This window comes from Rubripirellula lacrimiformis (assembly GCF_007741535.1).
Lineage (GTDB): Bacteria > Planctomycetota > Planctomycetia > Pirellulales > Pirellulaceae > Rubripirellula > Rubripirellula lacrimiformis.
In genome coordinates, this window is sequence record NZ_CP036525.1 from 3,614,433 (window position 1) to 3,640,335 (window position 25,903).

The following is a 25,903-nucleotide window of genomic DNA, read 5'->3' on the forward strand; positions in this document are numbered from 1 at the left end:
CACGAATCGTGTTGCCGGTTTCGAAAGGAACCGTACAACTCGTGACCAAATCGTTACGGGGGGCGAACTCGGTATCGGCGGTTGGTAAGGATTTGGCGATTGAGTCAACGGGGTAAACCAAAAGCGTCAGTGTGGGGCTGCATGACACGGGATCGAGGTTGCGTCCGGATTTACGTCGCGGTGTTCAGGTTCTGTTCAACGGGCCGCATTGTATCCGATGGTCAGTCGTCACCATCGGTTGGTGCAGGTTGGCCATCGTAGGATCGATAGCCATGGCTTGCCTGTTTTGCATCGGTGCGAAGCTGGCCGGTACCGGCGATTCGCGTTGCGACGAATTCGTGAGGATTGAACCCCAGATGGCCGTACTTGCCTTTCGGGCTCAAATAACCATGGATCCGCACGCGGCAATGACGGTGTGGGTTGCCCATTCCGGGAAGAATCTGTTTGTTGTCTGAGAGGGGGGCATTCAAGCCAGACGGCATCGGTTTCCACTTTAGCCGATCTTCTTTGCACTCGCGGCTGACTGATAGCCACCACGAGTCCTTGAAATTCGGTGCGTTGTCTGGCTTGAACACCGACACCTCGAAACCAGTGATCCAGACGCCATCGTAGGTGGCTGGTGTATAGCCGTAGGAGGTGAGGACCTGATGTATTGCGTTTGGGTGTCGGTTGCGATACTCGATTCCGGCGACGAATCCCGCCGGGTCGAAACAGGCGTTGGGAAGCAATCGGGTATCACGGTATCCACGCAAAAAGTCAGAACCGAACTCGCGCACTTCCCGCTGCACATCGAGCGGTTTTGAAGACAGGGACGCAAAGTGCGACTGCGCCATCTCCTTGACGAAACGCGGAACTTCCCGAGTCGCGTCCGCTGCGGATAATGTACATGGGGTGCACGCAATCACGATCAACGGGATGCATCTTGTGGCTAACATGTCACTTCACTGATGAACGGAGCGGATTTGTCGTTTCGCATTCCTTTGAATCATCGCAGGCCAGTTCCTCTTCTGGTTCGCTTAGGTCGCTTGCGCTGCGCGATCCAACGCGTCCAGCCTGGTTCGCAGCTCACGGTTTTCGTCGCGTAGTTGGGTCAGGTACGCGCCGACAAAAAAGAAACACATGGGCATGAAGAGCATGAAGACCATCGTCGCGGAATTGTCCGAGCCGCCTTTGCGGTAGGCCCACAAGTTGGCGACCGTGGTAATCACGGCAAGCACTGCACAGAATCCTGCTGGAAGCCAGGGAGCAACTTTTTCACGCATCGGGGAGAACCTGTTGGAGACTTACTGGGCTCAGTCGTGACAACAGCGGCAATCGAAGCATACCGTCGTGTGAATGAAATCGGATTGCAATCGTTATCGCTGATGTGGAACTCTTGAGGATCTAGTTGTAGCACTGTGCAAGGCCGCCATGGTCGCACGGACGCCGATCCGTCGAATCTGTTCCCGTCATGGATGTGTTGGTGCAGCCAGCGAATCGATTCCGACGCGGCGTCATCCATCCGATCGAATGCCGGTCTGTCGATCTGCCTGCCTGTAGGTTGGAAGCGCGAGATCCCAGGCCAACAGCACAGACGACCCATTGGATCCAGAGTCCGCTGGTTGGCGGAATGGATGAATGAAGTGCATTCACGGCGAAGATCGCGTTTTCCGTTCCAGGCCGAAATGTTCAGAGGGATCCATCGGCCCGAAACGATTGATTGTGGACGTGCGATGCAGTCCAGAACGGGATCTTGCGATTTTGACTTTTTTCGGAGCGAGCGAATGGGAACAGGTTTTCGCGAGTTGTGTTGCACGGGGGCGACAGATGCGAACGAGTCGCTGTGGCGAATATTTCGTAGGGTGAGCGTCCCGCCAGTGTCACGACTGATTCAGCGATTGGATCGATCGTCTGCCGCCAGTTCTGTGGGAGGGAGTGCTGTGTTTGTTAATTTTGGAACTTCTGTGCCCAGGTTTGCAGGCCCCGCATGATCATTTCAATGGAAACCGTTCCGACATACAACGCCGTCACACGGCCCGCGATTTCGATGTATCGATGCACAAGGTGCTCTTGAGTCGACTTTGCACGATCGTGCAGGGATTTCAAGAGGAGCATTAGCGACAAGGAGATTGCGACCGCAACGATGATCGCGCCGCACGCCAAAAGCGGTTCAAGCTTTTTGCCGATCACCACACTTGCGCTCAACGTCCCAGGTCCGACCAGCACCGGCATCGCGATCGCGCCGACCAAATGTTGGGATTCCCCACGCAGCATTTCGATCGTGTTGGTTCCCTTAAAGACAAACTGCAGACCGATCATCAAGAACACAATCCCTCCGAAAATCTGAAAGGAAGCGAACTCTGCTTGAATGATGCTGGAAAATATCAGATCGCCAGCCAGAGCGAAAATGCAGAAGACAGTGGAGGCGATCAATCCAGCGCGGACCAGCACATTGCGGAAAGTGCTATGGTCGAGGCTTTGGACGACTCCAAAAAGGTAGACAATGACCAAGAAGGGGTTTAGCAAGGCCAGCAGAAGTGAAACGGATTTGACGAAGTCGAGCATCGTGTTGCGGCAAAGAACGGCGGGTACAACGAATCGCGACGCCTAGTGGACCATTTTGAAATCTGCCGTATACCCGACTCGAATTGGCCCGTCGCTGAATCGTCCATTTTGGAAAATTCGGGGCTGTGTGGCGTGTGATCGGGGAATCGCGATCCCGCGGCCTGACAAACACTCGCTGTGACCCTGATCATCTCCATGGCGATCGATCCTTTGCCTGTCCTCAGATCGTTTGCCATATCTGTGTGTCGTGACCTGACCGCTGGCTTTTCTGACCGCTGGCTTTGCTGAGAAACTAAGCTATTGCACAATCGATCTCGGACTTCTTCCCGGACTTGGACCAAGACATGACGACGCGAACCCGCTGCATTTGGGTGACGATGTTTTTGCTGCTGACCGCATCGCCGGTGGTTGGGATGGCAGATGAGGCGGCAAAACCGAACTTCATCGTGATCTACTGCGACAACCTCGGGTACGGTGACATCGAACCTTTTGGATCGACTCTGCACCGGACGCCGAATCTGAACCGCATGGCACGCGAAGGCCGAAAGTTCACTCATTTTTGCGTCACGGCTGGCGTCTGCACTCCATCGCGTGCCAGCATCATGACCGGCTGTTATGCACAGCGAGTCGGGATGCATCTGAATCCACGCGATGGTGTCGTGCTGCGACCTTTGTCCCCCTACGGATTGCACCCGGATGAGATCACAGTTGCCGAGGTGCTGAAGCAGCAGGGGTACGCCACCGCGATGGTTGGCAAATGGCACTTGGGCGACCAGCTAGATTTTCTGCCGACGCGGCAGGGGTTCGATTGGTTCTTCGGCGTGCCCTATTCCGACGACATGACGGCGCGAGTTTGGGACCGGGACGGATCCCAATGGCCACCGCTGCCGCTGATGGAGAACGAAACGGTCATCGAAGCGCCCTGTGACCGTAACGGTTTGACGCAGCGGTACACCGAGCGAGCGATGGATTGGATTGCCGATCACCAGGACGAACCATTCTTTTTGTATTTCCCCCAAGCCATGCCCGGCAGCACCAAGACTCCGTTTTCCAGTGACGCGTTTCGCGGGAAGAGTCAGAACGGACCATGGGGCGACGCGGTCGAAGAACTCGACTGGTCGATCGGCCAGATGCTTGACCAGCTGGTGCAGTTGGGCATTGCTGAGAACACGTTTGTGATCTGGACGTCGGACAACGGTGCTCCGATCCAGCGTGATCCCAGCGATCTTAGCCGCGGTTCGAACCTGCCGCTTCACGGTCGTGGTTATACGACCAGCGAAGGGGCGTTTCGAGTTACGACGATCGTCTGGCAGCCGGGCAAGGTGCCTGCCGGGACCGTGTGCGATGAACTAGCGACGACGATGGATTTGCTGCCCACCTTTGCTCATCTGGCTGGCGGTGATCCACCGTCCGATCGCATCATCGATGGGCATGACATCGCGCCGCTGCTGTTTGGCGACGCGGATGCTAAGACGCCCTATCAGGCATTCTATTACTACCATCAGGATCAATTGCAGGCGGTGCGGTTCGGGCCGTGGAAGATGTTTTTGCCCATCGCAGCGTCAGGCGGGCACCCGCATTTCAGTGGCAAGCAGAAGTCCGCGACGCTGCTGTTCAACGTGGTCGACGACATCGCTTGCCAACACAATGTTGCATCGGAGCATCCCGAGATTGTTGCCCGAATGAACGAACTGGCAGATCAGGCACGAAGCGATCTTGGTGACAAGGGCCATCCGGGGCCCGGCCAACGTCCGATCGGGAAAGCCGCCAGTGTTACGCCGCGACGTTTGCCCCAGTGATGGATGTCCGGCGTGGCGGATTCACGGCGTGATCGGGGGGGGGGCGTGACGGGGTGTTGGCGTGATCTGATCGATCGCGCCGCAGGCCAGCTATCGGGCCAGCCGGTCTTCGAACTCTAGTTTCGATGACGAGTTCAGCAGGACGTAGTTGAACTTCTTGACCGCATCGAATTTCGAGATTCGCATGTAGCGGGCGTAGAGATCGAAATCGCCACATTTCGCTAACTGGTCCAAATCCGTTTTGCCGCTCGTTTCGTGTTCGGCGACACATGCTTTGATGACGACAGGGTCCAACGTCGAAATGAATTGGTCGAACAGCGAACTGTCGCGAGTTTCCAGGACATCGGTGAACAGCGGGTTTTGACTTGCACGCCAATCCCCTTTTTTAGATCCGATCGCTACATATGCCAGCGACGAAGAGACAAACAGACACAGGGTGACAGCAGCGATACGCATTCAAGACTCCTAACAGCCGACAGGACATGGTTTCCAAGCCTAGGTTGCATTCCCACGCGAGGGGGGGGCTGCTAGGTGGTGACCGGGGTGAATGCCGCAAACAGCAGGCGGTACATTCGGACGCACCCGCACCAATCATCGTTTCGTTCTCACCGTCACTGTCCCGACGGACCACACAGAATTCCAATTCGCGGAGTGTGGGTTGGTGTCGTGGGACGTTGGAAGTCGTGAAGGGGGAGGGAGAGGAGTTCTAGGGAGGCAACTTGCGGGGACGGAATTCTGGCGAATCCCGTTACTGCCTTCTAGTTCAGGAGGTTGTTGCGGCGTGCTTTCCAGTAGGCTGCGATGTGGAAGACGACTCCGCAGCTAGAGCAATGTTGATAGTCCGTCTGTGTTATCAATTGGCGGATAAGTTCCACCGATTCGGTTTGGTTTTCAGGTGCCTCGACCATCCATTGGATCACGGCGGTTTCTCCCGCTTCGCGAGTCAGGTGCCAGACCTGGCGATACGGTCCCCACTGGGGATTGGGATAGCCGGTTTGGTTGAGCCATTTTTCGACATGTCGCCAATCGGGGCCAAGCATCTGCATTTCCTGTGGTCCCTTGTTCGCAATCGCCGTCATCGTGTGCTTTTGTTGATTGCTGGCTAGCGAAGCGACGTGGTCCATGATTTTGGAAATTTGGATCTGCAAACTTTCATCGGTTTCAAGCACGCGAAGCAATTCCAACGAAGCTTGCATTTGCAACAGCGCGTAGGCGGGCGAGTTCTTGCTGGGGGTCGCGGATTGTTCCACGGCCGGGGTGATGTATTGTCGCCAAAGCTTTCGGTAACGTTCCTGTCCTGTGGTGTCCCAAGCAGCGGCATAGATCATCGGCAAACGGGCCGCTTCGTGTGCCTGCACATTCCACATCCGGCAGATCCCCAGTGGGCATCGCGTTCCGTCGGCTCGGCAGAAGTCATAGTTGTTTTCAGGGGTTGCAAAGTCGATCATTCGGTTGGCAACGTCTGCCAGCAGTGATCCGATCTGCTGCTTGGTCGCGTCGTCGGCAAGAGGGCTGTGGTGGAATTTCCACAGACCATGAACGAAGTGGGTGACTTGGTCGCGCGACGAGTTGATGTAGACGCTTGTTTTGTCTTCGGGGCAAACGTTGCGAGCGATAAAGCCGGGGACGCCATGCACCGTTGCACTGCGATGCATGCCACTGAATACTTGGTTTGCTTGTTCGCGAAGGCTTTCGTCACCGGTAACGGCATACTGATCGCAGATCGCGCTCAGCATGGCACCACCTAGGATCATGCCGTCTTCCATTCCCGAACCGTATCCGCAGGGATTGGGATACTGGCGGCCGACCTCTTCCGCACTGGGCAGGTGTGCCAGTTCTTTTCCCGCTTCGTAGCTGCTCAGGTAGTCCATGAAAGTTTGCGAATCGGGGTGGTAGAACCGACTCCAGGCAACATCCCATGCTTGCTGGATCTGCGTTTGAATTGAGGGCGATGGGCCTTCAGCCCCAGCAGAAAGTGGAGCCGCGATCAATAGAATGGCGGTGATCCAGATTTTGAAATTCATAGGTCGTCGCACGCGTTATTCGGACGGGAGGGCAGGGGCAGTCAGTTGCATCGGACTGTCGTGGTTTCGATCGGCCAATGGCGGGGCGACATCCCAAGGACGCGGCCCAGGATCGAAATGGTAGGGCGGTTAAGTCTACCGTTTCCGGCAGCATCGTGATCGGATGATAGAATCGGATCGGCAGAAGCCAGCGATCAAGGCTTCGCAAACTTTCGCTTCAGGTGGTCGCTGGTCAGGTGTTTAAGGACATCCAATGCTTGGCATTGATTGTCGTCCCCATAATCCACGTCGATGGGCCCGATCGCCTTGGCGGCGGCAATCGCTTTTTTGTTCAGCGCTGGGGTTCGCTTGCCGATTCCCATCAACGCGCTGGCCATCGCTTCGCGTACCCACATATCTTCGGCTTGGATGGTTTGGCGGATGCGCTGGATGCGATCGGCCAGAAACGCGTCGTCCATTCCCTTGGGATTTTTCTTCGACAATTCGTAGAGCAGCGAGTATCCGCATCGCCGCTTGGCTGCATCGTCGTCGTCCATCCACTCGGCAGCGAGTTCCAACGCGAATGGAGTCTTCGCCAACGGGGCACCACAGGAAGCGAAGACGTGCGACATCATCCCGTCGCCCAACTGGGTAACCTGCGATTGGGCCTGCTGGCGAGTCATCAACTTAGGATCGTCAACGAGCATGCCCAGGATGCGAGCGTCGTAATGATCCGAATCCCAGAGGTCAGCGGCAAGTTTGTGATCCTTGCCGATCTGTTTGGCGAAGGCCCGTAGTTTGGTCAGCCCGATGCCAAAACTTTTCAGACCGCGAGGCTTCTGATTCCAGTGCGCGATTCCTCGCTCATCCCGGTTCTCTTTCAGCCACCGCAAAACTTCGTTCTTGTTCATACTCACCCGTCCCTTGAGCCATCACACCTCGCACCCATAAACGTCGCCCCGCCCGCCGCCGTGGGATTCGCCAGGAATCAATGTTCGCGACCGACTGATTTCGTGATCCGCGACGCGTCAGCGGTCGGGCATTGCCGTTGAACGTTCGACACAATCAACTGTCGGCGAGCCGACACTCTCGATTGAAAGAGCGATTCAGCGAAGGCGCATGAGCAACAGAAAATCGAATTGACGTTCTGCATCGAAGGTCGATCCATTCGCTTTTAACGTCGAGTCGGCTCTGGATTTGGCCATCCCGAACTTTCGATCGCAGACAATTGCGGCGGGGATCGTGCTTAGTCGACCAAGGCGTATAGACCGTCGCCGGTGTGTCGCAGTTTTCCGGTGTTGGCAAGTTCTCGCCACACGGCTCTGGGAAATTGGTCTGGTGGCCGGATGGCGAACACGCCCGAACGCTGTCCGGACGACATCGGACCGTGGCCCAAACGCGATTCATCGTCCAGTTGCGTCAGCTTCAGCCGTTTGCGGAACGCTTTGAGCGCCAGACGCAGCTCTTCGGCGGATGGCGGGGGCGGTGCGGCTGGCTTTTCCGCGGGTGAGTCTGGTTTGGGGGTTGGGTCCGTCATGGAGAAACTGGCTGGTTGGTGGATAATTTGGGCAATGATCGCTGAAGAGTGGGATTGCCGACCATCGATGGTTTGCGTGCATTGTCGTCTCGCGGGCGGCATGAATCAACCGATGGGGGGCGACCGACTTCGCCATCCCGCATCAGCCGTCTTCCCGACCGGCACCGTTCCCGACCAGAGATCCACCCGGACCGCAGTTTCGGTGGATGGGGGGGGCGGCGAAGAACGATCGGTCGAATGTCGGGATTGGATCGTGCAGTTGGATGATGCTGAGAAAGGAACCCGATTTGGGGGGGATCGCGGCGGCGGTTCAACGGTTCCTGGGCGGGGAATCTAGCGTCATCGCTTGCCAGACGATTTTGCTTTATGATTTCGGCCCGTATCACCGCCCAAGACCGTTTTCCAGGAAACGATTCCATGACCGATTCGCATCGTCCCGGTACTCTCGCACTGCACGCCGGCCAAGAGCCTGACTCGGCGACCAACAGCCGGGCCGTTCCGATCTACGCGACGACCAGCTTTACGTTCAACGATACCGATCATGCGGCTGCCCTCTTTGGCTTGTCGGAATTCGGCAATATCTACAGCCGGCTGATGAATCCAACCGTGGACGTGTTGGAAAAACGATTGGCGGCAATGGAAGGTGGAGTCACCGGTCTGTGTTTCGCGTCGGGCCAAGCAGCCATCACGGCGGCCGTGTTGACGCTAGCCCACAGCGGCCAAAACATTGTCAGCAGCACATCGCTGTATGGCGGCACTTGGACTCTGTTCACCCAGACCATGAAGCAAATGGGAATCGAAGTTCGATTCTTTGATCCCGATCATCCCGAACAAATCCATGATTTGATCGACGAGAACACGCGTCTGGTCTACATGGAAAGCATTGGCAATCCTAAGAACGACGTACCTGATTTCAAAGCGATCGCGGACGCCGCTCACTCGGCCCCGCACGGACCTCTGCCGTTGCTGTGCGACAATACGACCATGACGTCGATGTTGCTAAAGCCGTTCGAACACGGCGTGGACATCGTGATCTACAGCACGACCAAGTTCTTGGGTGGTCACGGGGTTCACATCGGTGGTGCCATCGTCGACAGCGGCAATTTCAAGTGGGCCGATCAGCCCGAGAAGTGGCCCGAATTTTGTGCACCGTCGCCTTCCTACCACGGTGCGGTTTTCGAAGAACACCTGCGTCCGATGGGCAACATTGCCTATCTGTTGCACATTCGTACGCACTGGCTGCGTGATACCGGCGCGGCGATGAGCCCGTTTGCGGCGTTCTTGACGCTGTTGGGTGTCGAAACCTTGCACCTTCGCATGCCCCGCCACTGCGAAAACGCTTTGGCGGTTGCCAAGTTCTTGGAAGGCCACGAAGCGGTCGAATGGGTCAACTATCCCGGACTGAAATCGCACAAGGACTACAACAGCGGCCAAAAGTATCTGCCCAACGGTCAAGGCGCCATCATGGGCTTTGGCATCAAGGGCGGCATGGAAGCTGGCAAGAAGTTCATCAACGCCTGCAAGTTGTGCTCGCACTTGGCGAACATCGGGGATGCCAAGACTCTGGTCATCCACCCAGCCAGCACGACTCACCAACAACTCTCTGCCGAAGAACAGGCCAAGGCAGGCGTGTTGCCCGAGTACGTCCGCGTGTCCGTAGGAATCGAAGATGTCGAAGATATCATCGATGACTTGACGCAGGCCTTGGCCGCTGCCACGGCATGACTGAGAGTACGCGGTCTGCTGATACCACCAGCACCGACGATATCCGATCGGCATCACCGCTAAGGCATGTCCAATCGGTCGATTTCGAAGGGCCGATTTCGTTGTCGCTCGGTGGTGAACTTTCGCGAGTCAGCTGCGCTTTTGAAACTTGGGGGCGACTGAACCAGGACGCCTCCAATGCGGTGCTGGTCTGTCATGCAATCTCCGGTGATTCACATGCCGCACGCCATGACGAAAGCGACGATCCCGGATGGTGGGAAAAGTTGATCGGTCCCGGCAAGGCAATCGATACCGATCGATTGTTTGTGGTTTGCCCCAACGTGTTGGGGGGGTGCCGCGGAACGACCGGTCCCAGCGACATCGACCCTGCGTCGGATCCGCCGCGACCCTACGGCGCCGATTTTCCACGGATCACCATCGCCGACATGGTCGACGTCCAACACATGTTGGCCGGCCATTTAGGGATCAAGCGTTGGCATGCCGTGGTGGGGGGATCATTGGGCGGTCACCAAGCGATGACTTGGGTCACACGCTATCCCAAATCAGCGCAGACATGTGTCATCATCGCGTCGTCCCCTCGATTGACCAGCCAGGCGTTGGGGTTTGATGTGATCGCACGCAATGCGATTCAAACCGATCCGTACTTTGCCGGCGGACAGTACTACGATCAGAACCATCGACCTGACACCGGATTGGCGATCGCACGCATGCTGGGGCACATCACGTATCTGTCCAGCGAAGCGATGGAGGACAAGTTTGATCCCGATCGTCACGACCCGCGGCAAATCGCATCCAGTTTCGAACAGCGGTTCAGTGTCGGTTCGTATCTGGCGCACCAGGGCGAAAAATTTACAACTCGGTTCGATGCCAATAGCTACGTGACGTTGTCGATGGCGATGGATCTTTTTGATCTGGGTGCCACTCGACTACAGTTGATGGAAACGTTCAACGATTCAGATTGTGATTTCCTGTTGGTCAGTTTCAGTAGCGATTGGTTGTTCACGCCTCGCCAGTCGCGCGACATCGTGGCCGCACTGACGGCTCTAAACAAACGGGTGACCTACGCCGAGATCACGTCAACGGCTGGGCACGATTCGTTCCTGGTGGATCGTGACATTGAACAGTACGCCGGGATCGTGGAAGCTCGCTTGGGCAAGATCGAAACTCGCCAGTCGGATCTTTCGCCGGTCGAAGAATTGATCCTGTCGCTGATCCCCAGCGGAGCGTCCGTGTTGGATCTAGGGTGCGGTGACGGCAATCTATTGGCGGCCCTGCGGGGCCGCGGCCATGATGATCTGGTCGGCGTGGAAGTGGCACAAGCCAATATTTTGAAAGCGGCCGGTCGCGGATTGAATGTCATCGACTACGACTTGAACACCGGTTTGCCTGCGTTCATCGATGCACAGTTTGATTTTGTCGTCCTGAGCGCCACCCTGCAGGCGGTTTCCAATGTCGCTGAATTGTTCGACGAGATGCTGCGGGTTGGCAAGCGAGTGATTGTTAGTTTTCCTAACTTTGCCTATCGCAAGCTGCGCGAAGACTATGTGGTTCGTGGCCGTTCGCCTCGCGCACCAGGGGAATTCAACTATCGCTGGTATGACACGCCCAACCGGCGGTTCCCGAGCATCGCGGACGTCTTGGATCTCTGTCGAGAAAAGCAGATCGAGGTCCAGCAGGAAGTCTATTTTGACTCGGAAACATCGGCCGAAATATCGCCCGAGGATGATCCGAATCTGAATGCGGACACCGCGATCTTGGTGATCTCGCAACCTGGATCGCCAACCAATCCCTAAAGCAGAGCACTGTCATGAATCGAGTTTCGTTTTCTGCGTCTCTTGTTGGCTTGATTCTGTTGGCAGTGCTGCCGCTGCGGGATTGCCACGCGGCGGATCAACCGAATGTACTGCTGATTTTAGCCGATGATCTGGGATACCAAGATCTTGGTTTTCAGGGCTCGCCGGATATCCAATCACCCCACTTGGACCGGATGGCGGGCAAGAGCATTCGGTTCACCGATGCCCATGTGACTGCGTCGGTGTGCAGTCCGTCACGAGCCGGTTTGTTGACGGGCCGATATCAACAGCGGTTTGGGCACGAAGCGAATTCGCCGCCGCATCCTCAGGGGATGGATAGAAGCGAAGCGACGATGGCCGACCGGATGAAGTCGCTGGGATATCGAACTGCCGCGATCGGAAAGTGGCATTTGGGAGCCACCGATGACCAGTACCCAACGCGGCGAGGATTCGACACGTTTTATGGTTTGCGTGAAGGAGGGCGTGGATACCTTTACGACCAAGTTCGCTACGACAAGCCGGGCAACCATCGCGCGATCGAACGCGATGGCAAACCGGTGAAGTTTGCTGGCTACCTGACCGATGTGCTGGGGCAACAAGCGATCGACTTCATCGACCTGCCATCGTCAGACCCGTTTTTTGTCTACCTGTCCTTCACCGCGCCGCACGGGCCGTTGCAGGCGACCGAAGAAGACCTACAGCGTTTCCAGCACATCGCGGACAAACGTCGGCGAACTTACGCCGCGATGGTATGGGCCATGGACCGCGCGATCGGAAAAGTGATGGACCATCTTCAGCAGATCGACCAGTTGGACAATACGATCGTATGGTTCCTTAGCGACAATGGCGGCGCAACCAACAATGCATCCAGCAACGTTCCCTTGGCGGGACACAAGGGGATCAAGTTCGAAGGTGGGATCCGGGTTCCGTTTCTGATGCACTGGTCCGGGCGTTTTCAAGCTGGTCGAACGGAGGATCGGATGGTCAGTTCAATGGACATCTTGCCAACTTCTTTCGCAGCCGCCGGCGGTGATCCGAAGGTGATGTCCGATGGAAATCGTCCGGTCGATGGCGTGAACCTGTTGCCGTTTTTGTCCGGTCGGGATGATGGTGTGCCACACCGGAAATTGTATTGGCACAAACTGTGGTTCAGTGCGATGCGAGACGGGCCCTGGAAATTGATCTACGTCCAGGACTACGGCTATGCGCTATACAACGTCGCCGATGACGTCAGCGAAACATCGAACTTGGCGGCGAGGATGCCTGAACGTACCGAAGCTATGGTGGCGGACATGAACCGTTGGAAACAGGATATGGCTCAGCCGCTGTGGAGCGAGGGTACGCGATGGTTCAAAGAGCACAGCAAGAACCACATTCGAATCATCGAAGGTGGACGCTAGCTTTCACCGTAGCGAAAGTTGCCAAAACTTTCGCCCGACGAAACCACGCGACGAAACCACGCGACGAAACCACGCGACGAAACCACGCGACGAAACCACGCGTTGAAACCACGCGATGAAACCACGCGATGAAACCACGCGTCGGTTGCGTCCAACCCCCGCGCACGATCCCCCACCGCCATCTGCTCGCCAATCACGAATCGCCGTGAAGCGAATGTCACAGCATCGGCAGAGAGACCCGGCAACCGCCTTCGGTAATTCGGGATCAATCGTCGACGGATTTGCTGGCTGCGGTTTGCGTTTGGAATCGCCGATTTAGTTGACTTCGCATTCGGTGCCGATGACACTAACGCGTTCTCGTTGGTCGGCAGATCAGGTTGCCGTTTACCGACGCTGTGTTTGCAAATCAGTCCAGAGGCCCTTTCCATGTTGCTACGTCGATCTTCGCGCCCGAGTCGGTTCGGTCCTTTTTCGGCCGGAGGTTCTGTGATTGGTCGTTGCAGATGGCTGTTCATCGCTTTCTGTTGTGTGCAAACGATCGCGTTGTTGCCATCGCGTTTATCGGCCGCCGAATCTGTCGATGCTGCCAAGCCCAACTTTATCGTGATCTTTACCGACGATCAGGGGTACAACGATCTGGGATGTTTCGGATCCAAGAAGATCAAGACGCCCAACATTGACCGTATGGCTCGCGAAGGACGCAAATACACCAGTTTCTATTCGGCGTGTTCGGTTTGTTCGCCATCGCGAACGGCGCTGTTGACCGGGTGCTATCCCAAGCGTGTTGGCATGCACCGGCACGTGTTGTTTCCGCAAAGCGATTATGGGTTGAATCCAGCGGAATACACGATTGCGGATCACTTGAAGGCCCAGGGCTACGCGACCGCATGTGTCGGAAAGTGGCACCTCGGGCACCACCCCGAAACCTTGCCGACATCCAACGGATTCGATTCGTATTTTGGAATCCCCTATTCCAATGACATGAACCATCCGGGCAACCAAGGCAAACCACGCGTGCCATCGAATCAGTTGTGGGCTGACCAAGCGACCAGTGTCACGTTGTGGAAAACACCGCTGTTTCAAGATGAAGAGATTGTCGAGTTGCCTGTTGACCAACGTACGGTCACGCGCCGGTACACCGACCGCGCGATTGAGTTTGTGAAGTCGAATCGTGACGACCCGTTCTTTTTGTATCTGCCGCATTCGATGCCGCATATCCCGTTGTACGTGCCCGATGACGTCTACGATCCCGATCCGGCTAACGCGTACACCTGTGTGATCGAGCATATCGACGCCGAGGTGGGACGATTACTAGACACTGTTCGGGAACTTGGCTTGGATCAAAATACGTACATCATTTACACCAGCGACAATGGCCCATGGCTGCAGTTCAAAAACCATGGTGGCAGCGCCGATCCACTGCGTGATGGGAAGGGCACTACGTTCGAAGGTGGCCAACGCGTGCCGTGTGTGATGTGGGCGCCTGGACGCGTGCCAGCAGGCACATCCTGTGACGAATTCACCACGACGATGGATCTGTTGCCTACGATTGCCAAACTGTCTGGCCAGCCGCTGCCCAGCGATTTGGTCATCGACGGTTTTGACATTTCAGGAACGTTCGATGAGAAGTCTTCGCCGCGAAACGAGATGGTTTTCTACAGTTCACGCGGGCTGTTGGAAGGGATTCGTGTGGGCGACTGGAAATACCTAAACAAGCAACGGGGCAAGCCTAAGAACGCGGGCAAGAATTGGAAACCGCAATCGCAGCAGTTCCTGTTCAATCTTGCCAACGACATTGGCGAGCAAGAGAATCTGTTCGAATCCCATCCTGAAATCGTCGCCAAACTGAGTGCTCGCATGAAGCAGGTCGACGACGAGGTCACCGCCAACGCTCGTCCAGTTTGGCGACGTCAGCCGGTGGCAATCGCAAAGTAAGGTCGATCTGCATCGAGCCATCCCATCGCAAAATGCGTTGCGTCCGGATCGCCGGGCCGCCCGGGCAACGCGCGGCGCGCCCGAGCACGCGGCGACTCGACGGCGGGATGTGCGCGTTGGATCGCCCGCACCGCTTGGGCAACGCCCAGCGCGCTGGTGCGGCTGAAACGCGCGGCCCGCTGGGCACGCGGCGACTCGACGACGGATGTATGCGTTGGTTCGTTTAACCGCTTGGGCAACGCCCAGCGCGCTAGTGCGGTTCAAACGCGCGGCCCGCTGGGCACGCGGTTAAACGATGGTGGGTGTACGCGCTGGTTCGTTTAACCGCTTGGGCAACGCCCAGCGCGCTGGTGCGGCTGAAACGCGCGGTCCGCTGGGCACGCGGTTAAACGACGGCGGGTGTACGCGTTGGTTCGCCCGCACCGCTTGGGCAACGCCCAGCGCGCCAGTGCAGCTGAAACGTAACCGTCCACCAGTGCCATTAAGCGTTGCGGGTTGACGGTTACTTTTTGATTCGTCGACGGCGAGCGCGGCGGATTCGTTTGCGATCGGCGGCTTGTCGGCGTTCGTCTTGGCGATACTCGCGGATGGATTCCGGGTGCGATTCTCGCCATGTGTGGGGAGACATCGCGGCCCAGTTGGTTTCGCCGACAAGTGCTCGACGCAGGACGTCTTCCAGGTACGCGTGAACGTCCAGGTCGTTTCGAATCGCTGTTCCGATGATTGTCATCAGGTTGGCGGCTCGTTCACCTGCCGACAACGAGCCTTTGAACAGCCAGTTCTTTCGCCCCGTCGCGACACGTTTCATTAACTGCTCGCAGTCGTTGTTGTCGATCGGGATCCCAGCGTCGTCGATGAAGCGACCCAGCGCCTCCCGGTGACGACAGATGTACGCGGCCGCTTGCCCGAGATTGCTTTTGGGAAGCACCTTCGGCGAACTCATCTGATCGCTGGCCAAGTACTCGTCGATCTGCCCAAGCACATGACTCGACAAGCTTCGGCGTCTGGCAAGTCGCTCCGCGTCACCCAACTCTTTGATTTGATCTTCGATGTCGTAGAGCATGCGGATCAGTGATTCCAGCTTGGCGACTTGGATCGGGAATGCGCTGCGGCACTCGTCGACCTTGCGGCGCGCATGCGCCCAGCACGCCGCCAACGTGATTCGCGAATCGCTGCGCACACCGATCTTTTGAAAGCCCGACCAGCAGTCTCCGATAAGTGTTCCTTCATAATCCCCCAGTACGTCGTCCGGACCGTCGCGGTGGCGACTGACAGTGAAGTCGAACGCCACCACTGGAAGGCGTGAAGCGTAGTAGCCCCAGAAGTTCGCTCTGATACTCGGCTTTCCCGAATCGATCGCCTTGGCGAAGACCTCGCTGATCCGCTCACCGCGAGGATGGTTCGACAAGTCCGGCATCGTTCTTGGCGTGATCAGCACGACGCCGGTATCGTCACAGCCAACGCAGGTGTCTGTTTTAAGAAGCGATCGCAGGTGCTCAGCCAACGGACGCAGCGTGAACTCCACGGCCGTTTCGATATTCGCCAGCGTGCTGCGACTGGGCGTCCAACCGCTGCCGGCGAACAAGTCCTGCTGGCGGTAAAACGGCAAGTGATAAAAGTATTTCCAGGCCACCACTTCCACGCCGACCGAGGTGTCAAAGCGGTCACCTTGGACGAGTCCGGTCGGACGCTCGGGACTGGTGATGCCTTGGTTCTGATTGGCTGGGTGAACGTACTTGGCGTATTTATTGACCCGCACGCGAAGCTCGGGCCGAATCCACTCGAGCGTTTCGACTTCGTCATAGCCGATCAGCTTGAGACCCTCGCGCCTGTCTTCGGGTAGGTCGATGATCCGCTCGATGCGAGGCAAGTGTTCGGGGAACTTGCGGTCGTTTTTGATGAGAGATTTGGACTTGCGTTTCTTCTGTTCTTCTTCGGCATCTTCGATGACTTGCTCGGCTTCACGGACGGCTTCTTCGAGCGCGCTGACCACTTCGGGCGTGGCTTCGTCGCCGAGATCTAGAAAGAGCTGGCCTTCGCCATCGGTGCGGCGTTCACTTCGCCGGCCAAAGAGTTGCTGAAGTAGCTTGTCGACTCGGAGCTGCAGGTCAACGTTTTCCGACTCGAGTTTGTCGTTGTGATTCTTCAACTCGAGAACCGAGTGGGCTTGCTGCTCGACTTGCGATTGCAAGCTCGCGACCAACCTCTGAAGATCTTTCACATCGCTGGGGAACTGATCGTCGGTAAGTTGCTTTGTATCCATGATGTGTGATTGTACGCATCATGGATGCAAATGGTTTGGCTCAAGCGGCTTTCATTCGCTTACGTCTTGTCTTGGCGGATTTCAGTGACACGCCCGCGATCCACATGGCCAGTTCCACCGAATCGATCGTGACATGCGATTGGTCACCTTGCGGCTTTGGCAGCTCGACGGTGCCTTGCTCGAGTCGTCGATACCACAGCGTCAGCCCGCCGGTTTCCCACCAGAGAGCTTTGATGCGATCCCGCTTGCGATTAACGAACAGGAACAACGCTCCGCCGGTGACGTTGTGACCGAGCGATGCGGTGACGATGCCGGTCAGTCCGTCGAACCCCTTTCGGAAGTCGACCGGCGTGGTGCAGAGATAGATGGGAGTGCTGGTGGGCAGGCCGATCATGACCGCACCGACGTGGGGCCCGTCGCCTCGAACCGGATACGAACGCCGCCGGGGAGCTCAACGGACATCATGGTAACGGTTTCTGTCGGCGGGCTCAGTTCTGCTTGCCGGTTTGGGGGCAGACTGACAGGGATGAACCGGGGGAGCGACGGCGATGATGACGGGGTGTCGGCTTGCAGCATGCGACGCCACCGATAAAAGGAGGCGGGTGAGAAACCTTCGGCAGCACAGAACTGGGCAACGGTTTGGCTGCTCTGCTGAAATCGATCGATCCGATCGATCCAGGATCGGCGAGTGGCGGCGTGGGAACGGTCAGTCATCGGCACGAGCTCCTAGTCACGAGAGAACACAAAGCTCCAACGCTAACCCACGCGCCTACAACGGTTCTGGTGTACGGTTACGCTGAAACGCGCGGCCCGATGGGCACGCGGCTAAACGATGGCGGATGTACGCGTTGGTTCGTTTAACCGCTTGGGCAACGCCCAGCGCGCTAGTGCGGTTGAAACGCGCGGCCCGCTGGGCTCGCGGCGACTCGACGACGGATGTACGCGTTGGTTCGTTTAACCGCTTGGGCAACGCCCAGCGCGCCGGTGCAGCTGAAACGGGCGGCCCGATGGGCACGCGGTTAAACGATGATGGGTGTACGCGCTCGGTTCGTTTAACCGCTTGGGCAACGCCCAGCGCGCTAGTGCGGCTGAAACGCGCGGCCCGCTGGGCACGCGGTTAAACGATGATGGGTGTACGCGTTGGTTCGTTTAACCGCTTGGGCAACGCCCAGCGCGCTAGTGCGGTTGAAAAGCGCGGCGCGCCCGAGCACGCGGCGACTCGACGACGGATGTATGCGCTGGTTCGTTTATCCGCTTGGGCAACGCCCAGCGCGCTAGTGCGACTGAAACGCGCGGCCCGCTGGGCACGCGGCGGCTCGACGACGGATGTACGCGTTGGATCGCCCGCACCGCTTGGGCATCGCCCAGCGCGCTAGTGCGGCTGAAACGCGCGGCCTGCCCGAGCACGCGGCGGCTCGACGACGGATGTACGCGTTGGATCGCCCGCACCGCTTGGGCAACGCCCAGCGCGCTAGTGCGGCTGAAACGCGCGGCCCGCTGGGCACGCGGCGACTCGACGACGGATGTACGCGTTGGTTCGTTTAACCGCTTGGGCATCGCCCAGCGCGCCGGTGCAGCTGAAACGCGCGGCCCGCTGGGCACGCGGTTAAACGATGGTGAGTGTACGCGCTGGTTCGTTTAACCGCTTGGGCAACGCCCAGCGCGCTGGTGCGGCTGAAACGCGCGGTCCGCTGGGCACGCGGTTAAACGACGGCGGGTGTACGCGCTGGTTCGTTTAACCGCTTGGGCAACGCCCAGCGCGCTAGTGCGGCTGAAACGCGCGGCGCGCCCGAGCACGCGGCGACTCGACGACGGATGTACGCGTTGGTTCGCCCGCACCGCTTGGGCATCGCCCAGCGCGTCGGTGCGGTTGCAACGCGCGGCCCGATGGGCACGCGGTTAAACGATGATGGGTGTACGCGCTGGTTCGCCCGCACCGCTTGGGCAACGCCCAGCGCGCTGGTGCGGCTGAAACGCGCGGCCCGCTGGGCACGCGGCTAAACGATGGCGGATGTACGCGTTGGTTCGTTTAACCGCTTGGGCATCGCCCAGCGCGCTAGTGCGGTTGAAACGCGCGGCACGCCCGAGCACGCGGCGACTCGGCGACGGATGTGCGCGTTGGTTCGTTTACCCGCTTGGGCAACGCCCAGCGCGCTGGTGCGGCTGAAACGCGCGGCCCGCTGGGCACGCGGTTAAACGACGGCGGGTGTACGCGCTGGTTCGTTTAACCGCTTGGGCAATGCCCAGCGCGCTAGTGCGGCTGAAACGCGCGGCGCGCCCGATCACGCGACAACTCGACGACTGATGTACGCGCTGGTTCGTTTAACCGCTTGGGCATCGCCCAGCGCGCTAGTGCGGCTGAAACGCGCGGCCCGCCCGAGCACGCGGCGACTCGACGACGGATGTATGCGTTGGTTCGTTTAACCGCTTGGGCAACGCCCAGCGCGCTAGTGCGGCTGAAACGCGCGGCGCGCCCGAGCACGCGGCGAATCGACGACGGATGTGCGCGTTGGTTCGTTTAACCGCTTGGGCAACGCCCAGCGCGCCGGTGCGGCTGAAACGCGCGGCCCGATGGGCACGCGGTTAAACGATGACGGGTGTACGCGCTGGTTCGTTTAACCGCTTGGGCAACGCCCAGCGCGCTGGTGCGGCTGAAACGCGCGGTCCGCTGGGCACGCGGTTAAACGACGGCGGGTGTACGCGCTCGGTTCGTTTAACCGCTTGGGCAATGCCCAGCGCGCTAGTGCGGTTGCAACGCGCGGCCCGCTGAGGCTGTGAATAATTGAGTTTTGGCTTGTTGGATTTCTGCATGGGGCTAAATTATTTGCATGAAAATTCCAACCGATGCTCAGCAGCGTGGTTCCGCTCGCACCCACCGCCCCGAACGCAGCCAAGTTGAGATGCGGTTCTATTCGCTTGACCAGATGGTGGCCCGCGAGCACCGCGTTCGTTTGGTATGGCAGTACTGCGAATCGCTCGACCTCGGACCGCTTTACGAGAAGATTAAATCGAAAGTAGATGGTCGTGGTCGCACCCCGATCGATCCGCGAATCCTCTTCGCCCTGTGGTTCTACGCAACGCTCGAAGGGATCAGTAGCGCCCGCCGTTTGAGCGATTTGACCACCCGCGACTTCCACTACCTGTGGATCTGCGGCGATGTCACGGTTAATCATCACACCCTGAGCGACTTTCGCAGCGGCAACGCCGAGTATCTCGAGAAGTTGCTTAGCGACTCGATCGCCGTGCTGCTGAGCGAAAAACTGATCACGTTGGATACCATCGGGCAGGATGGCATGCGGGTGCGTGCCTCGGCCGGCAGCAGTTCGTTTCGGTCCGAATCGACGCTCCAACAGATGCAAGAGGTTGCCGAAGACTATGTAAAGGAACTCGCCGAGCGATCCGACGAGGAAGCTGCCGCGGCAACTCGGGCCGAACAGGCCGCCCGCAAGCGTGCTGCCGACGAACGACTCGAGCGTATCAAGGCGGCTCAAGAGAACCTCAAAGAACTTGAGCGACGTCGTAAAGAGAAACGATCACGCAAAAGCAAGTCGACCCCACGAGCCTCCACAACGGACCCCGAAGCGGCGCGGATGAAGATGGGAGACGGCGGTTTTCGCCCCGCCTATAACGTCCAATTCGCCAGCGACGGCGACTCTCGAATTGTCGTCGGCGTGAGCGTTGACAATCAGGGCAGCGATCAAGGTGAGATGCTTCCGATGTACGAGTCGATCTGCCGCACCTATGGGGTGACGCCGGCACACTACTTGGTCGACGGCGGGTTCACCAAAGCGAGCGATATCGAAGCGATGGACGCTGCGGGGACGGAGGTTTACGGTCCACTGAAGGACATCAAAAGACAAGTCGCTAACGGCAAGGATCCCCATGCGAGCAAGCCGGGCGATAGCGACGCGATGGCGAGGTATCGAAAGAGGATGGGGACACCCGAGGCGCAGGAGATGTTGAGACGACGTCCATCGATAGCTGAATTTCCCAACGCGGAATGTCGTAATCGCGGTCTTCATCAGTTCCGGGTTCGTGGCCAGAAGAAAGCAATGGCCCAAACGCTTTGGCACGTGCTGGTGAACAACTTCAATCGATTGAACAACCTAGGATTTTTACAAACACTGATGAGGCAATCCTGTACTGCGACGCCTTGAGGTTGGCCTCCGGTCTCCAATCGTTGGACGCATCGCGTCCAACGAAGCTTCAAAGCGATCCACCAAGACAAAAGAACCACCGAAGCTTCAACCTGAAACTTTGACGACGACCGGCAATCCAAAATTTTTGAAAAACCACTTCAAAAACACGGCGTCAAGCCACAACCGGCCAATTATTCACAGTCTCGATGGGCACGCGGCGACTCGACGACGGATGTACGCGTTGGTTCGTTTAACCGCTTGGGCATCGCCCAGCGCGCCGGTGCAGCTGAAACGCGCGGCCCGCTGGGCACGCGGTTAAACGATGGTGGGTGTACGCGCTGGTTCGTTTAACCGCTTGGGCAACGCCCAGCGCGCTGGTGCGGCTGAAACGCGCGGTCCGCTGGGCACGCGGTTAAACGACGGCGGGTGTGCGCGTTGGTTCGTTTAACCGCTTGGGCAACGCCCAGCGCGCTGGTGCGGCTGAAACGCGCGGCGCGCCCGAGCACGCGGCGACTCGACGACGGATGTGCGCGTTGGTTCGTTTAACCGCTTGGGCATCGCCCCGCGCGCCGGTGCGGCTGAAACGCGCGGCTCGTTGGGCACGCGGTTAAACGATGGTGGGCGTGCTCGCTGGATCGCCCGCACCGCTTGGGCACACGGTTAAATGATAGTGGACGTACGCGTTGGATCGTCCGCACCGCTGGGGCGGCGCCCAACGCATTGGTGCGAGTGAAACTTGCGGGCCGGCCGAGCACGCGGTCAAACGATTCTTGGTCAACCCGGCGGGCGACACAGTGCTTCGGCGTCGAGTTTTTTTGCCACGATGTGGCGACAGCCTTGGCCCGGCGGGCTTGCCGACCGGCTAGCGAATGGTGCCGCGTAGCGGGTAGGCAGATGATGCGTCCGCCGAGTATTCGCTGGGGCCGCTGACGATCGGTCGTGTTCCGATTCCGGTGGATGTGTTCGGACTGGTGCCGGTTGCGGCCATCGGCATGCCGCCCGACAGAGTTGTCAGGTCGACTTGGCGTGATGCTGACGTGGGCATGGTGAACAGGTTCGGGTCGCCGCTAAGCAGTTGGTTGACGGTATAGTCGCTGATGTCGATTCGCATCGTCAGCGGTGGGCCCATCCCGGCGCCGGGGACTAGGTTCAAATCGACACGATGCGGCAGCACGCATTGTTGGGCTTCGTAATACCGATGGTTGGACGCCTGGCTTTGGGCCACCAGTTGCCCCGATGGGTTGTACAAATATTGATCGGTCACATAGCCGGCTTTCGGTTCGATGAACAGATCGCGTTGGTAGTTGCCGATGGAGGAAGCGATGGTGCTGCGTACTTGCAGTTTTCCATCGGGCAGCAAAATCGGACCGGCGACCACCGTGTTCGGATCAATCTGGGCTAGACCCAAGGCATCCATGATCCAGGTCGGGTCGACGGGAAGGATCGCGCGGTCAAGCTGTTGCTGATAGGCTTGATGGCTGGCGTAATACAGCTTTTTGGACATGTCTTCGGGAACTTCGAACCAGAAGACGTCCTGGTTGCTTCCCATGTCAAAGCCCATCCCCAGCAGGATGGGGATACTTCCACGCAGGCGAAAGTTCTTTTCTCGCTGCAGATTCATCGTAGCGCTTAATCGCGGCACGCTAGGCATGCTTAGCAGTTCGATCGAGGCTGAATTCGTCGACAGTTGTTGGACGTTGGCGGTTCGATTGACGACCGTCGCAACTTCCTGCAATGTCGGTGTTTCGTTGAACACCACGGGCGGCGGTGGATAGGGTATCGCAGGCTGGCGACGTGCGCAGGTTGCGCCGCCAGAGACGAACAGGACGAATCCCATGGCGATGATGCCGAAAGCTCGCATCCGTGCGTGACTCCTGCGCAGTAAATAATCAATAGGAATGGGTTGGACAGGACGTTGGTTTCAGGCCGCCATGTCGGGTTGCTGCGTCAGGCGACGACGTCTTCGTCGGGGGCGGCTTCGCAGTACAGCAGTTCGTTCAATTCGTCGCGAAGCGTTTCAGATTCGCTGCGGGAAATTTCGCAGGTTTCGATATCGATTGTCGATCCATCCGCGATCACCTCGATTCGCATCTGGTTCTCGGCGAGTTCGGATTTGTCGGATTCAGCCGCGGGGCGGATCAATCGCCGACGCATCAGCATCAACGCCAACAAATAGCGGCTCTTGGCCTTCTCCGGAAACGGTTCCATCGACCGAAGCAAATCGATCAGCACCTCGGGTGGAGCGAGCACCATTTTTCGTGCCGCCGAGGTCGGCATTTGTTTCTTCCACCAACCGACGGCACCCTCGGGTGGTTCGGTCCATGATTCCGCTGAATAGTCGTGTCGGACGTAGTCGTCACCGGATTCGCTGATGACGCTGTAATACCATTCGCCTTCGCGCAGCGGTCGCTTCAATGCATGGCATTGGCGAGTGCAGCGGTTCAGTTTGTATTCACCAAGCATCGAATTGACCAAGGAACAGGTTCGCCAACGGGGGCGGGCAACCGGGCGTTTGCGGGATTTCGGTATCGAATATCCAACTTTGCATGCCCCCCCGGTACGTAGGTTCCCGGCGGAAATGCAGTAGTTTGATTTTACCCTAGCAAATTGGTGCCCAGCGGCGAAAGTGCGTCTTGGCCCGCATTCCTGGTCGAATCGAGCATGGCCGCCGCGGCGATGGTAGCAGGACCGCGGGGACGGGGATTTCGGCTAGCCCGCGGAGAAGAAGCGGGCACTTGATCCGCCCCCGCCGATCGGCACATTCACCTTTGACAGGCACATGGGGCAGTTTCCGATGTACGCATTGCCGCTGTTGTTGCGATAGATGCGACCGTAAGTACGGCAGCATCGAAATTGAATTCCCAGAAATGGCCTGGGTTGGCGAGGCGAGGAACCGAAGGGGATTTCGGGACCATCGGGATCGCTGCTGGAATCAAATTGAGAGCTGTTCATCGTTTCGAACGTACCGTCGATAGGTCACAAATCCTTCCTTGGGATTCGATGATCTATCAAATTGGTCGGCTCTATGGCGAGAACAACTTGGCACCGGGGGGCGGAGCGTGGCCTCGCAAAAAGTCGGTCGCCGGCATTTCTCGCTTCCCGGCCGGCTGCAAGCGGGTGATCTCGATGATTCGGTCGCCGCTGGCCACCAACAATCCCTTTCGTTCGAAGGGGGCGCCGTCGATGATCTCGCCCGCACTGTGACCCGATGCATCCAGATCGGTCGCGGTCACCGACTTGATCGCCAACCGTACGGGCGGTTTGCTTGGATCGACCAGAATGTGGGTGAAGGCCACTGGCCAGGGTTGCATGCCGCGGACGTGAAAATCGATCTCGGCAGCCGAACGCCCCCAGTCGATGTCGCCATCGGATTTTGCCAGTCGCGGTGCCTTGGTCACTTTCGCAGCGTCTTGGACTGTCCCGATCGTTTGTTCGCCGTCCCATTTCGAAAGCGTTTCCACGGATTCGAGCGTGGCCGCGATGCCGATTTCGGAAAGCCGTTGTTCCAGTTCACCCGCGGTTTCATCGCTGTGGATAGGGGTTTGTGCCGATGCGATGATCGGCCCACCGTCTAGTCGCGGCGTCATGTGGATGACCGAAACACCCGTGACGGCATCGCCGTTTAGCAGCGACCATTGCACGGGGGCGGCACCGCGATACAGGGGCAGCAGCGAACCGTGCAGGTTGATGCCGCCGATGGTGGCTGTGGCCAATGCATCGGGCTTCAAGATATGTCCGTAGTCACACACGACCAGCAGCCACGGATTCAGGGCGCCGACCTTTTCAATCGCATCAGGATCGTTGATCGTATCGGGTGCAAAAATCGGCAGATTGTGTTGCTCGGCCCACGATCGGACGGGCGATGGGGGCGGTCCTTTGCGGCTTTTGACCGGCGGCATCGGCTTGGTCACGACCAACGCGATCTCGTGGCCGGCAGACCGCAGGGCTTCGAAAGATGGCACAGCGAAGGGGCCGGTGCCCATCAAGACCAGACGTTTAGAATCAGTCACGGTTTACTTCGGTTGGGACAGGCGGGTTCGGCGTGGCAGTTGGCGGGTTTGGGCAGTTGCCCCCGCAAATCAGGTGTACTTTTCGTACCAGGGAGTCAATCGTTTCACCAATTCTTCGTCCGAAGGGATACCGCCGGATTGTTGTTTCGATCGAAAATCGGTCTCCAGTTCGGCCAAGCCGTCTTCCAGGTCACGCCGTCCCTCGTCGCTCATCCGATCATAGAACATCACGCCGTCGAGGTGATCGTTTTCGTGTTGCAAGATACGGGCCAGGAAACCATCGACGGTACGTTCGATGGGGTTGCCCTTGAGGTCAAACGCGCTGAGACGAATCGATTTGGGGCGTTTGACTTGACCGTACAGCCCGGGCAGGCTGAGACAGCCCTCTTGAGCGGTTTCGTTGCCTTTGGGACGCTGCAATTCGGGATTGATCAGGATCAATTCCTCGCCATCGCCCCGTTCGCCGGCTGGATTGACGACAAATAATCGAATCGGCAGATCGACTTGGTTGGCGGCCAGCCCCACCCCGTTGGCCTCGTACATCAAGTCCAGCATTTGATCAACGATCGCTCGTAGATCCCGGTCGACGCGGCGGATCGGCTTGCTGCGTGTTCTCAGCGTCGGGTGCGGATGCGGAATGATGCTCAATTGCATGGTTAGATCGAATCAGACGCGGAAGGTCGGTCGGTGATGGCGGACGCCTAGGATGATCGATTTTGCGTCATTTGGGTAGCCAAGGGCAGTCCGTTCTTTTG

At 58.2% G+C, this 25,903-nt stretch carries 21 protein-coding genes; 6 read left to right on the forward strand and 15 right to left on the reverse strand.

What is annotated here, in order from left to right; translation table 11 throughout:
• Positions 1–221: 221 nt before the first annotated feature.
• The 3 genes from K227x_RS12790 to K227x_RS12800 form a co-directional block, all read right to left on the reverse strand.
• Positions 222–833, reverse strand: a complete 612-nt coding sequence (locus K227x_RS12790) for a hypothetical protein (protein WP_218933973.1) — start codon at positions 831–833, stop codon at positions 222–224.
• A gap of 183 nt (positions 834–1,016) precedes the next feature.
• The gene (locus tag K227x_RS12795; protein WP_145169961.1) at positions 1,017–1,262 is read right to left on the reverse strand and encodes a hypothetical protein; all 246 of its coding nucleotides are present in this window, start codon (positions 1,260–1,262) and stop codon (positions 1,017–1,019) included.
• Positions 1,263–1,926: 664 nt separating this feature from the next.
• A complete protein-coding gene (locus tag K227x_RS12800; RefSeq protein WP_145169963.1) occupies positions 1,927–2,544 on the reverse strand; it encodes a MarC family protein in 618 nt (205 codons plus the stop codon).
• A 344-nt stretch (positions 2,545–2,888) separates the two neighbouring features.
• Here K227x_RS12800 and K227x_RS12805 point away from each other — a divergent pair, with 344 nt between their 5' ends.
• Complete coding sequence (locus K227x_RS12805) at positions 2,889–4,343, forward strand: sulfatase family protein (protein ID WP_145169965.1); 1,455 nt, start codon at positions 2,889–2,891, stop codon at positions 4,341–4,343.
• Between the two features lie 90 nt (positions 4,344–4,433).
• Here the strand turns inward: K227x_RS12805 and K227x_RS12810 are convergent, their stop codons facing one another.
• The 4 genes from K227x_RS12810 to K227x_RS12825 form a co-directional block, all read right to left on the reverse strand.
• The gene (locus tag K227x_RS12810; protein ID WP_145169967.1) at positions 4,434–4,799 is read right to left on the reverse strand and encodes a hypothetical protein; all 366 of its coding nucleotides are present in this window, start codon (positions 4,797–4,799) and stop codon (positions 4,434–4,436) included.
• Positions 4,800–5,101: 302 nt separating this feature from the next.
• Positions 5,102–6,367: a hypothetical protein gene (locus K227x_RS12815; RefSeq protein WP_246146771.1), complete on the reverse strand. Its 1,266-nt coding sequence runs from the start codon at positions 6,365–6,367 to the stop codon at positions 5,102–5,104.
• A 194-nt stretch (positions 6,368–6,561) separates the two neighbouring features.
• Positions 6,562–7,257, reverse strand: a complete 696-nt coding sequence (locus tag K227x_RS12820) for a DNA alkylation repair protein (protein WP_145169969.1) — start codon at positions 7,255–7,257, stop codon at positions 6,562–6,564.
• Between the two features lie 335 nt (positions 7,258–7,592).
• Entirely contained in the window at positions 7,593–7,883 is a 291-nt protein-coding gene (locus K227x_RS12825) for a hypothetical protein (protein WP_145169971.1), read from the reverse strand.
• 417 nt (positions 7,884–8,300) lie between these two features.
• Between K227x_RS12825 and K227x_RS12830 the strand changes: the two genes are divergently transcribed.
• From K227x_RS12830 to K227x_RS12845, 4 genes are all read left to right on the forward strand, one after another.
• Positions 8,301–9,608 carry an O-acetylhomoserine aminocarboxypropyltransferase/cysteine synthase family protein gene (locus tag K227x_RS12830; protein WP_145169973.1) on the forward strand — a complete coding sequence of 436 codons (1,308 nt, stop codon included), beginning with the start codon at positions 8,301–8,303 and terminating at the stop codon, positions 9,606–9,608.
• Positions 9,605–11,401 (forward strand): homoserine O-acetyltransferase MetX, encoded by a 1,797-nt coding sequence (gene metX, locus K227x_RS12835; RefSeq protein ID WP_145169975.1) that lies wholly within the window; start codon positions 9,605–9,607, stop codon positions 11,399–11,401. Before K227x_RS12830 ends, metX begins: the two co-directional genes overlap by 4 nt.
• Before the next feature lie 14 nt (positions 11,402–11,415).
• The gene (locus K227x_RS12840) at positions 11,416–12,801 is read left to right on the forward strand and encodes a sulfatase-like hydrolase/transferase (RefSeq protein WP_145169977.1); all 1,386 of its coding nucleotides are present in this window, start codon (positions 11,416–11,418) and stop codon (positions 12,799–12,801) included.
• A gap of 426 nt (positions 12,802–13,227) precedes the next feature.
• On the forward strand, positions 13,228–14,736 hold the full coding sequence (locus tag K227x_RS12845; protein WP_145169979.1) for a sulfatase family protein: 1,509 nt from the start codon (positions 13,228–13,230) through the stop codon (positions 14,734–14,736).
• 502 nt (positions 14,737–15,238) lie between these two features.
• On the opposite strand, the gene K227x_RS12850 is transcribed toward K227x_RS12845, so the two are convergent.
• Genes K227x_RS12850 through tnpA form a run of 3 tightly spaced genes read right to left on the reverse strand, consistent with a single transcriptional unit; the run spans position 15,239 to position 17,713 of the window.
• A complete protein-coding gene (locus K227x_RS12850) occupies positions 15,239–16,999 on the reverse strand; it encodes an IS66 family transposase (protein ID WP_145169781.1) in 1,761 nt (586 codons plus the stop codon).
• A 40-nt stretch (positions 17,000–17,039) separates the two neighbouring features.
• Positions 17,040–17,393, reverse strand: a complete 354-nt coding sequence (gene tnpB, locus K227x_RS12855; RefSeq protein ID WP_145169783.1) for an IS66 family insertion sequence element accessory protein TnpB — start codon at positions 17,391–17,393, stop codon at positions 17,040–17,042.
• On the reverse strand, positions 17,390–17,713 hold the full coding sequence (gene tnpA / locus K227x_RS12860) for an IS66 family insertion sequence element accessory protein TnpA (protein WP_145169785.1): 324 nt from the start codon (positions 17,711–17,713) through the stop codon (positions 17,390–17,392). Before tnpA ends, tnpB begins: the two co-directional genes overlap by 4 nt.
• 2,114 nt (positions 17,714–19,827) lie before the next feature.
• Here tnpA and K227x_RS12865 point away from each other — a divergent pair.
• A complete protein-coding gene (locus K227x_RS12865; protein ID WP_145169287.1) occupies positions 19,828–21,156 on the forward strand; it encodes an IS1182 family transposase in 1,329 nt (442 codons plus the stop codon).
• Positions 21,157–22,000: 844 nt separating this feature from the next.
• Here K227x_RS12865 and K227x_RS12870 read toward each other — a convergent pair.
• The 5 genes from K227x_RS12870 to def all read right to left on the reverse strand — a co-directional run bounded on the left by K227x_RS12870 (position 22,001) and on the right by def (position 25,802).
• Positions 22,001–22,999, reverse strand: a complete 999-nt coding sequence (locus tag K227x_RS12870) for a hypothetical protein (RefSeq protein ID WP_145169981.1) — start codon at positions 22,997–22,999, stop codon at positions 22,001–22,003.
• An 86-nt stretch (positions 23,000–23,085) separates the two neighbouring features.
• Complete coding sequence (locus tag K227x_RS12875; protein WP_145177816.1) at positions 23,086–23,601, reverse strand: hypothetical protein; 516 nt, start codon at positions 23,599–23,601, stop codon at positions 23,086–23,088.
• A 246-nt stretch (positions 23,602–23,847) separates the two neighbouring features.
• Positions 23,848–24,090, reverse strand: a complete 243-nt coding sequence (locus K227x_RS12880) for a hypothetical protein (RefSeq protein ID WP_218933975.1) — start codon at positions 24,088–24,090, stop codon at positions 23,848–23,850.
• A 71-nt stretch (positions 24,091–24,161) separates the two neighbouring features.
• Complete coding sequence (gene fmt, locus K227x_RS12885) at positions 24,162–25,121, reverse strand: methionyl-tRNA formyltransferase (RefSeq protein ID WP_145177819.1); 960 nt, start codon at positions 25,119–25,121, stop codon at positions 24,162–24,164.
• 96 nt (positions 25,122–25,217) lie between these two features.
• Positions 25,218–25,802: a peptide deformylase gene (gene def, locus K227x_RS12890; protein ID WP_145169983.1), complete on the reverse strand. Its 585-nt coding sequence runs from the start codon at positions 25,800–25,802 to the stop codon at positions 25,218–25,220.
• Positions 25,803–25,903: the final 101 nt, after the last annotated feature.

Coding starts and splice junctions, on each gene's coding strand:
- K227x_RS12790 (WP_218933973.1), bottom strand. CDS start 833: ATGGCGCAGTCGCACTTTGCGTCCCTGTCTTCAAAACCGCTCGATGTG.
- K227x_RS12795 (WP_145169961.1), bottom strand. CDS start 1,262: ATGCGTGAAAAAGTTGCTCCCTGGCTTCCAGCAGGATTCTGTGCAGTG.
- K227x_RS12800 (WP_145169963.1), bottom strand. CDS start 2,544: ATGCTCGACTTCGTCAAATCCGTTTCACTTCTGCTGGCCTTGCTAAAC.
- K227x_RS12805 (WP_145169965.1), top strand. CDS start 2,889: ATGACGACGCGAACCCGCTGCATTTGGGTGACGATGTTTTTGCTGCTG.
- K227x_RS12810 (WP_145169967.1), bottom strand. CDS start 4,799: ATGCGTATCGCTGCTGTCACCCTGTGTCTGTTTGTCTCTTCGTCGCTG.
- K227x_RS12815 (WP_246146771.1), bottom strand. CDS start 6,367: ATGAATTTCAAAATCTGGATCACCGCCATTCTATTGATCGCGGCTCCA.
- K227x_RS12820 (WP_145169969.1), bottom strand. CDS start 7,257: ATGAACAAGAACGAAGTTTTGCGGTGGCTGAAAGAGAACCGGGATGAG.
- K227x_RS12825 (WP_145169971.1), bottom strand. CDS start 7,883: ATGACGGACCCAACCCCCAAACCAGACTCACCCGCGGAAAAGCCAGCC.
- K227x_RS12830 (WP_145169973.1), top strand. CDS start 8,301: ATGACCGATTCGCATCGTCCCGGTACTCTCGCACTGCACGCCGGCCAA.
- metX (WP_145169975.1), top strand. CDS start 9,605: ATGACTGAGAGTACGCGGTCTGCTGATACCACCAGCACCGACGATATC.
- K227x_RS12840 (WP_145169977.1), top strand. CDS start 11,416: ATGAATCGAGTTTCGTTTTCTGCGTCTCTTGTTGGCTTGATTCTGTTG.
- K227x_RS12845 (WP_145169979.1), top strand. CDS start 13,228: ATGTTGCTACGTCGATCTTCGCGCCCGAGTCGGTTCGGTCCTTTTTCG.
- K227x_RS12850 (WP_145169781.1), bottom strand. CDS start 16,999: ATGGATACAAAGCAACTTACCGACGATCAGTTCCCCAGCGATGTGAAA.
- tnpB (WP_145169783.1), bottom strand. CDS start 17,393: ATGATCGGCCTGCCCACCAGCACTCCCATCTATCTCTGCACCACGCCG.
- tnpA (WP_145169785.1), bottom strand. CDS start 17,713: ATGACTGACCGTTCCCACGCCGCCACTCGCCGATCCTGGATCGATCGG.
- K227x_RS12865 (WP_145169287.1), top strand. CDS start 19,828: ATGAAAATTCCAACCGATGCTCAGCAGCGTGGTTCCGCTCGCACCCAC.
- K227x_RS12870 (WP_145169981.1), bottom strand. CDS start 22,999: ATGCGAGCTTTCGGCATCATCGCCATGGGATTCGTCCTGTTCGTCTCT.
- K227x_RS12875 (WP_145177816.1), bottom strand. CDS start 23,601: ATGCTTGGTGAATACAAACTGAACCGCTGCACTCGCCAATGCCATGCA.
- K227x_RS12880 (WP_218933975.1), bottom strand. CDS start 24,090: ATGAACAGCTCTCAATTTGATTCCAGCAGCGATCCCGATGGTCCCGAA.
- fmt (WP_145177819.1), bottom strand. CDS start 25,121: ATGGGCACCGGCCCCTTCGCTGTGCCATCTTTCGAAGCCCTGCGGTCT.
- def (WP_145169983.1), bottom strand. CDS start 25,802: ATGCAATTGAGCATCATTCCGCATCCGCACCCGACGCTGAGAACACGC.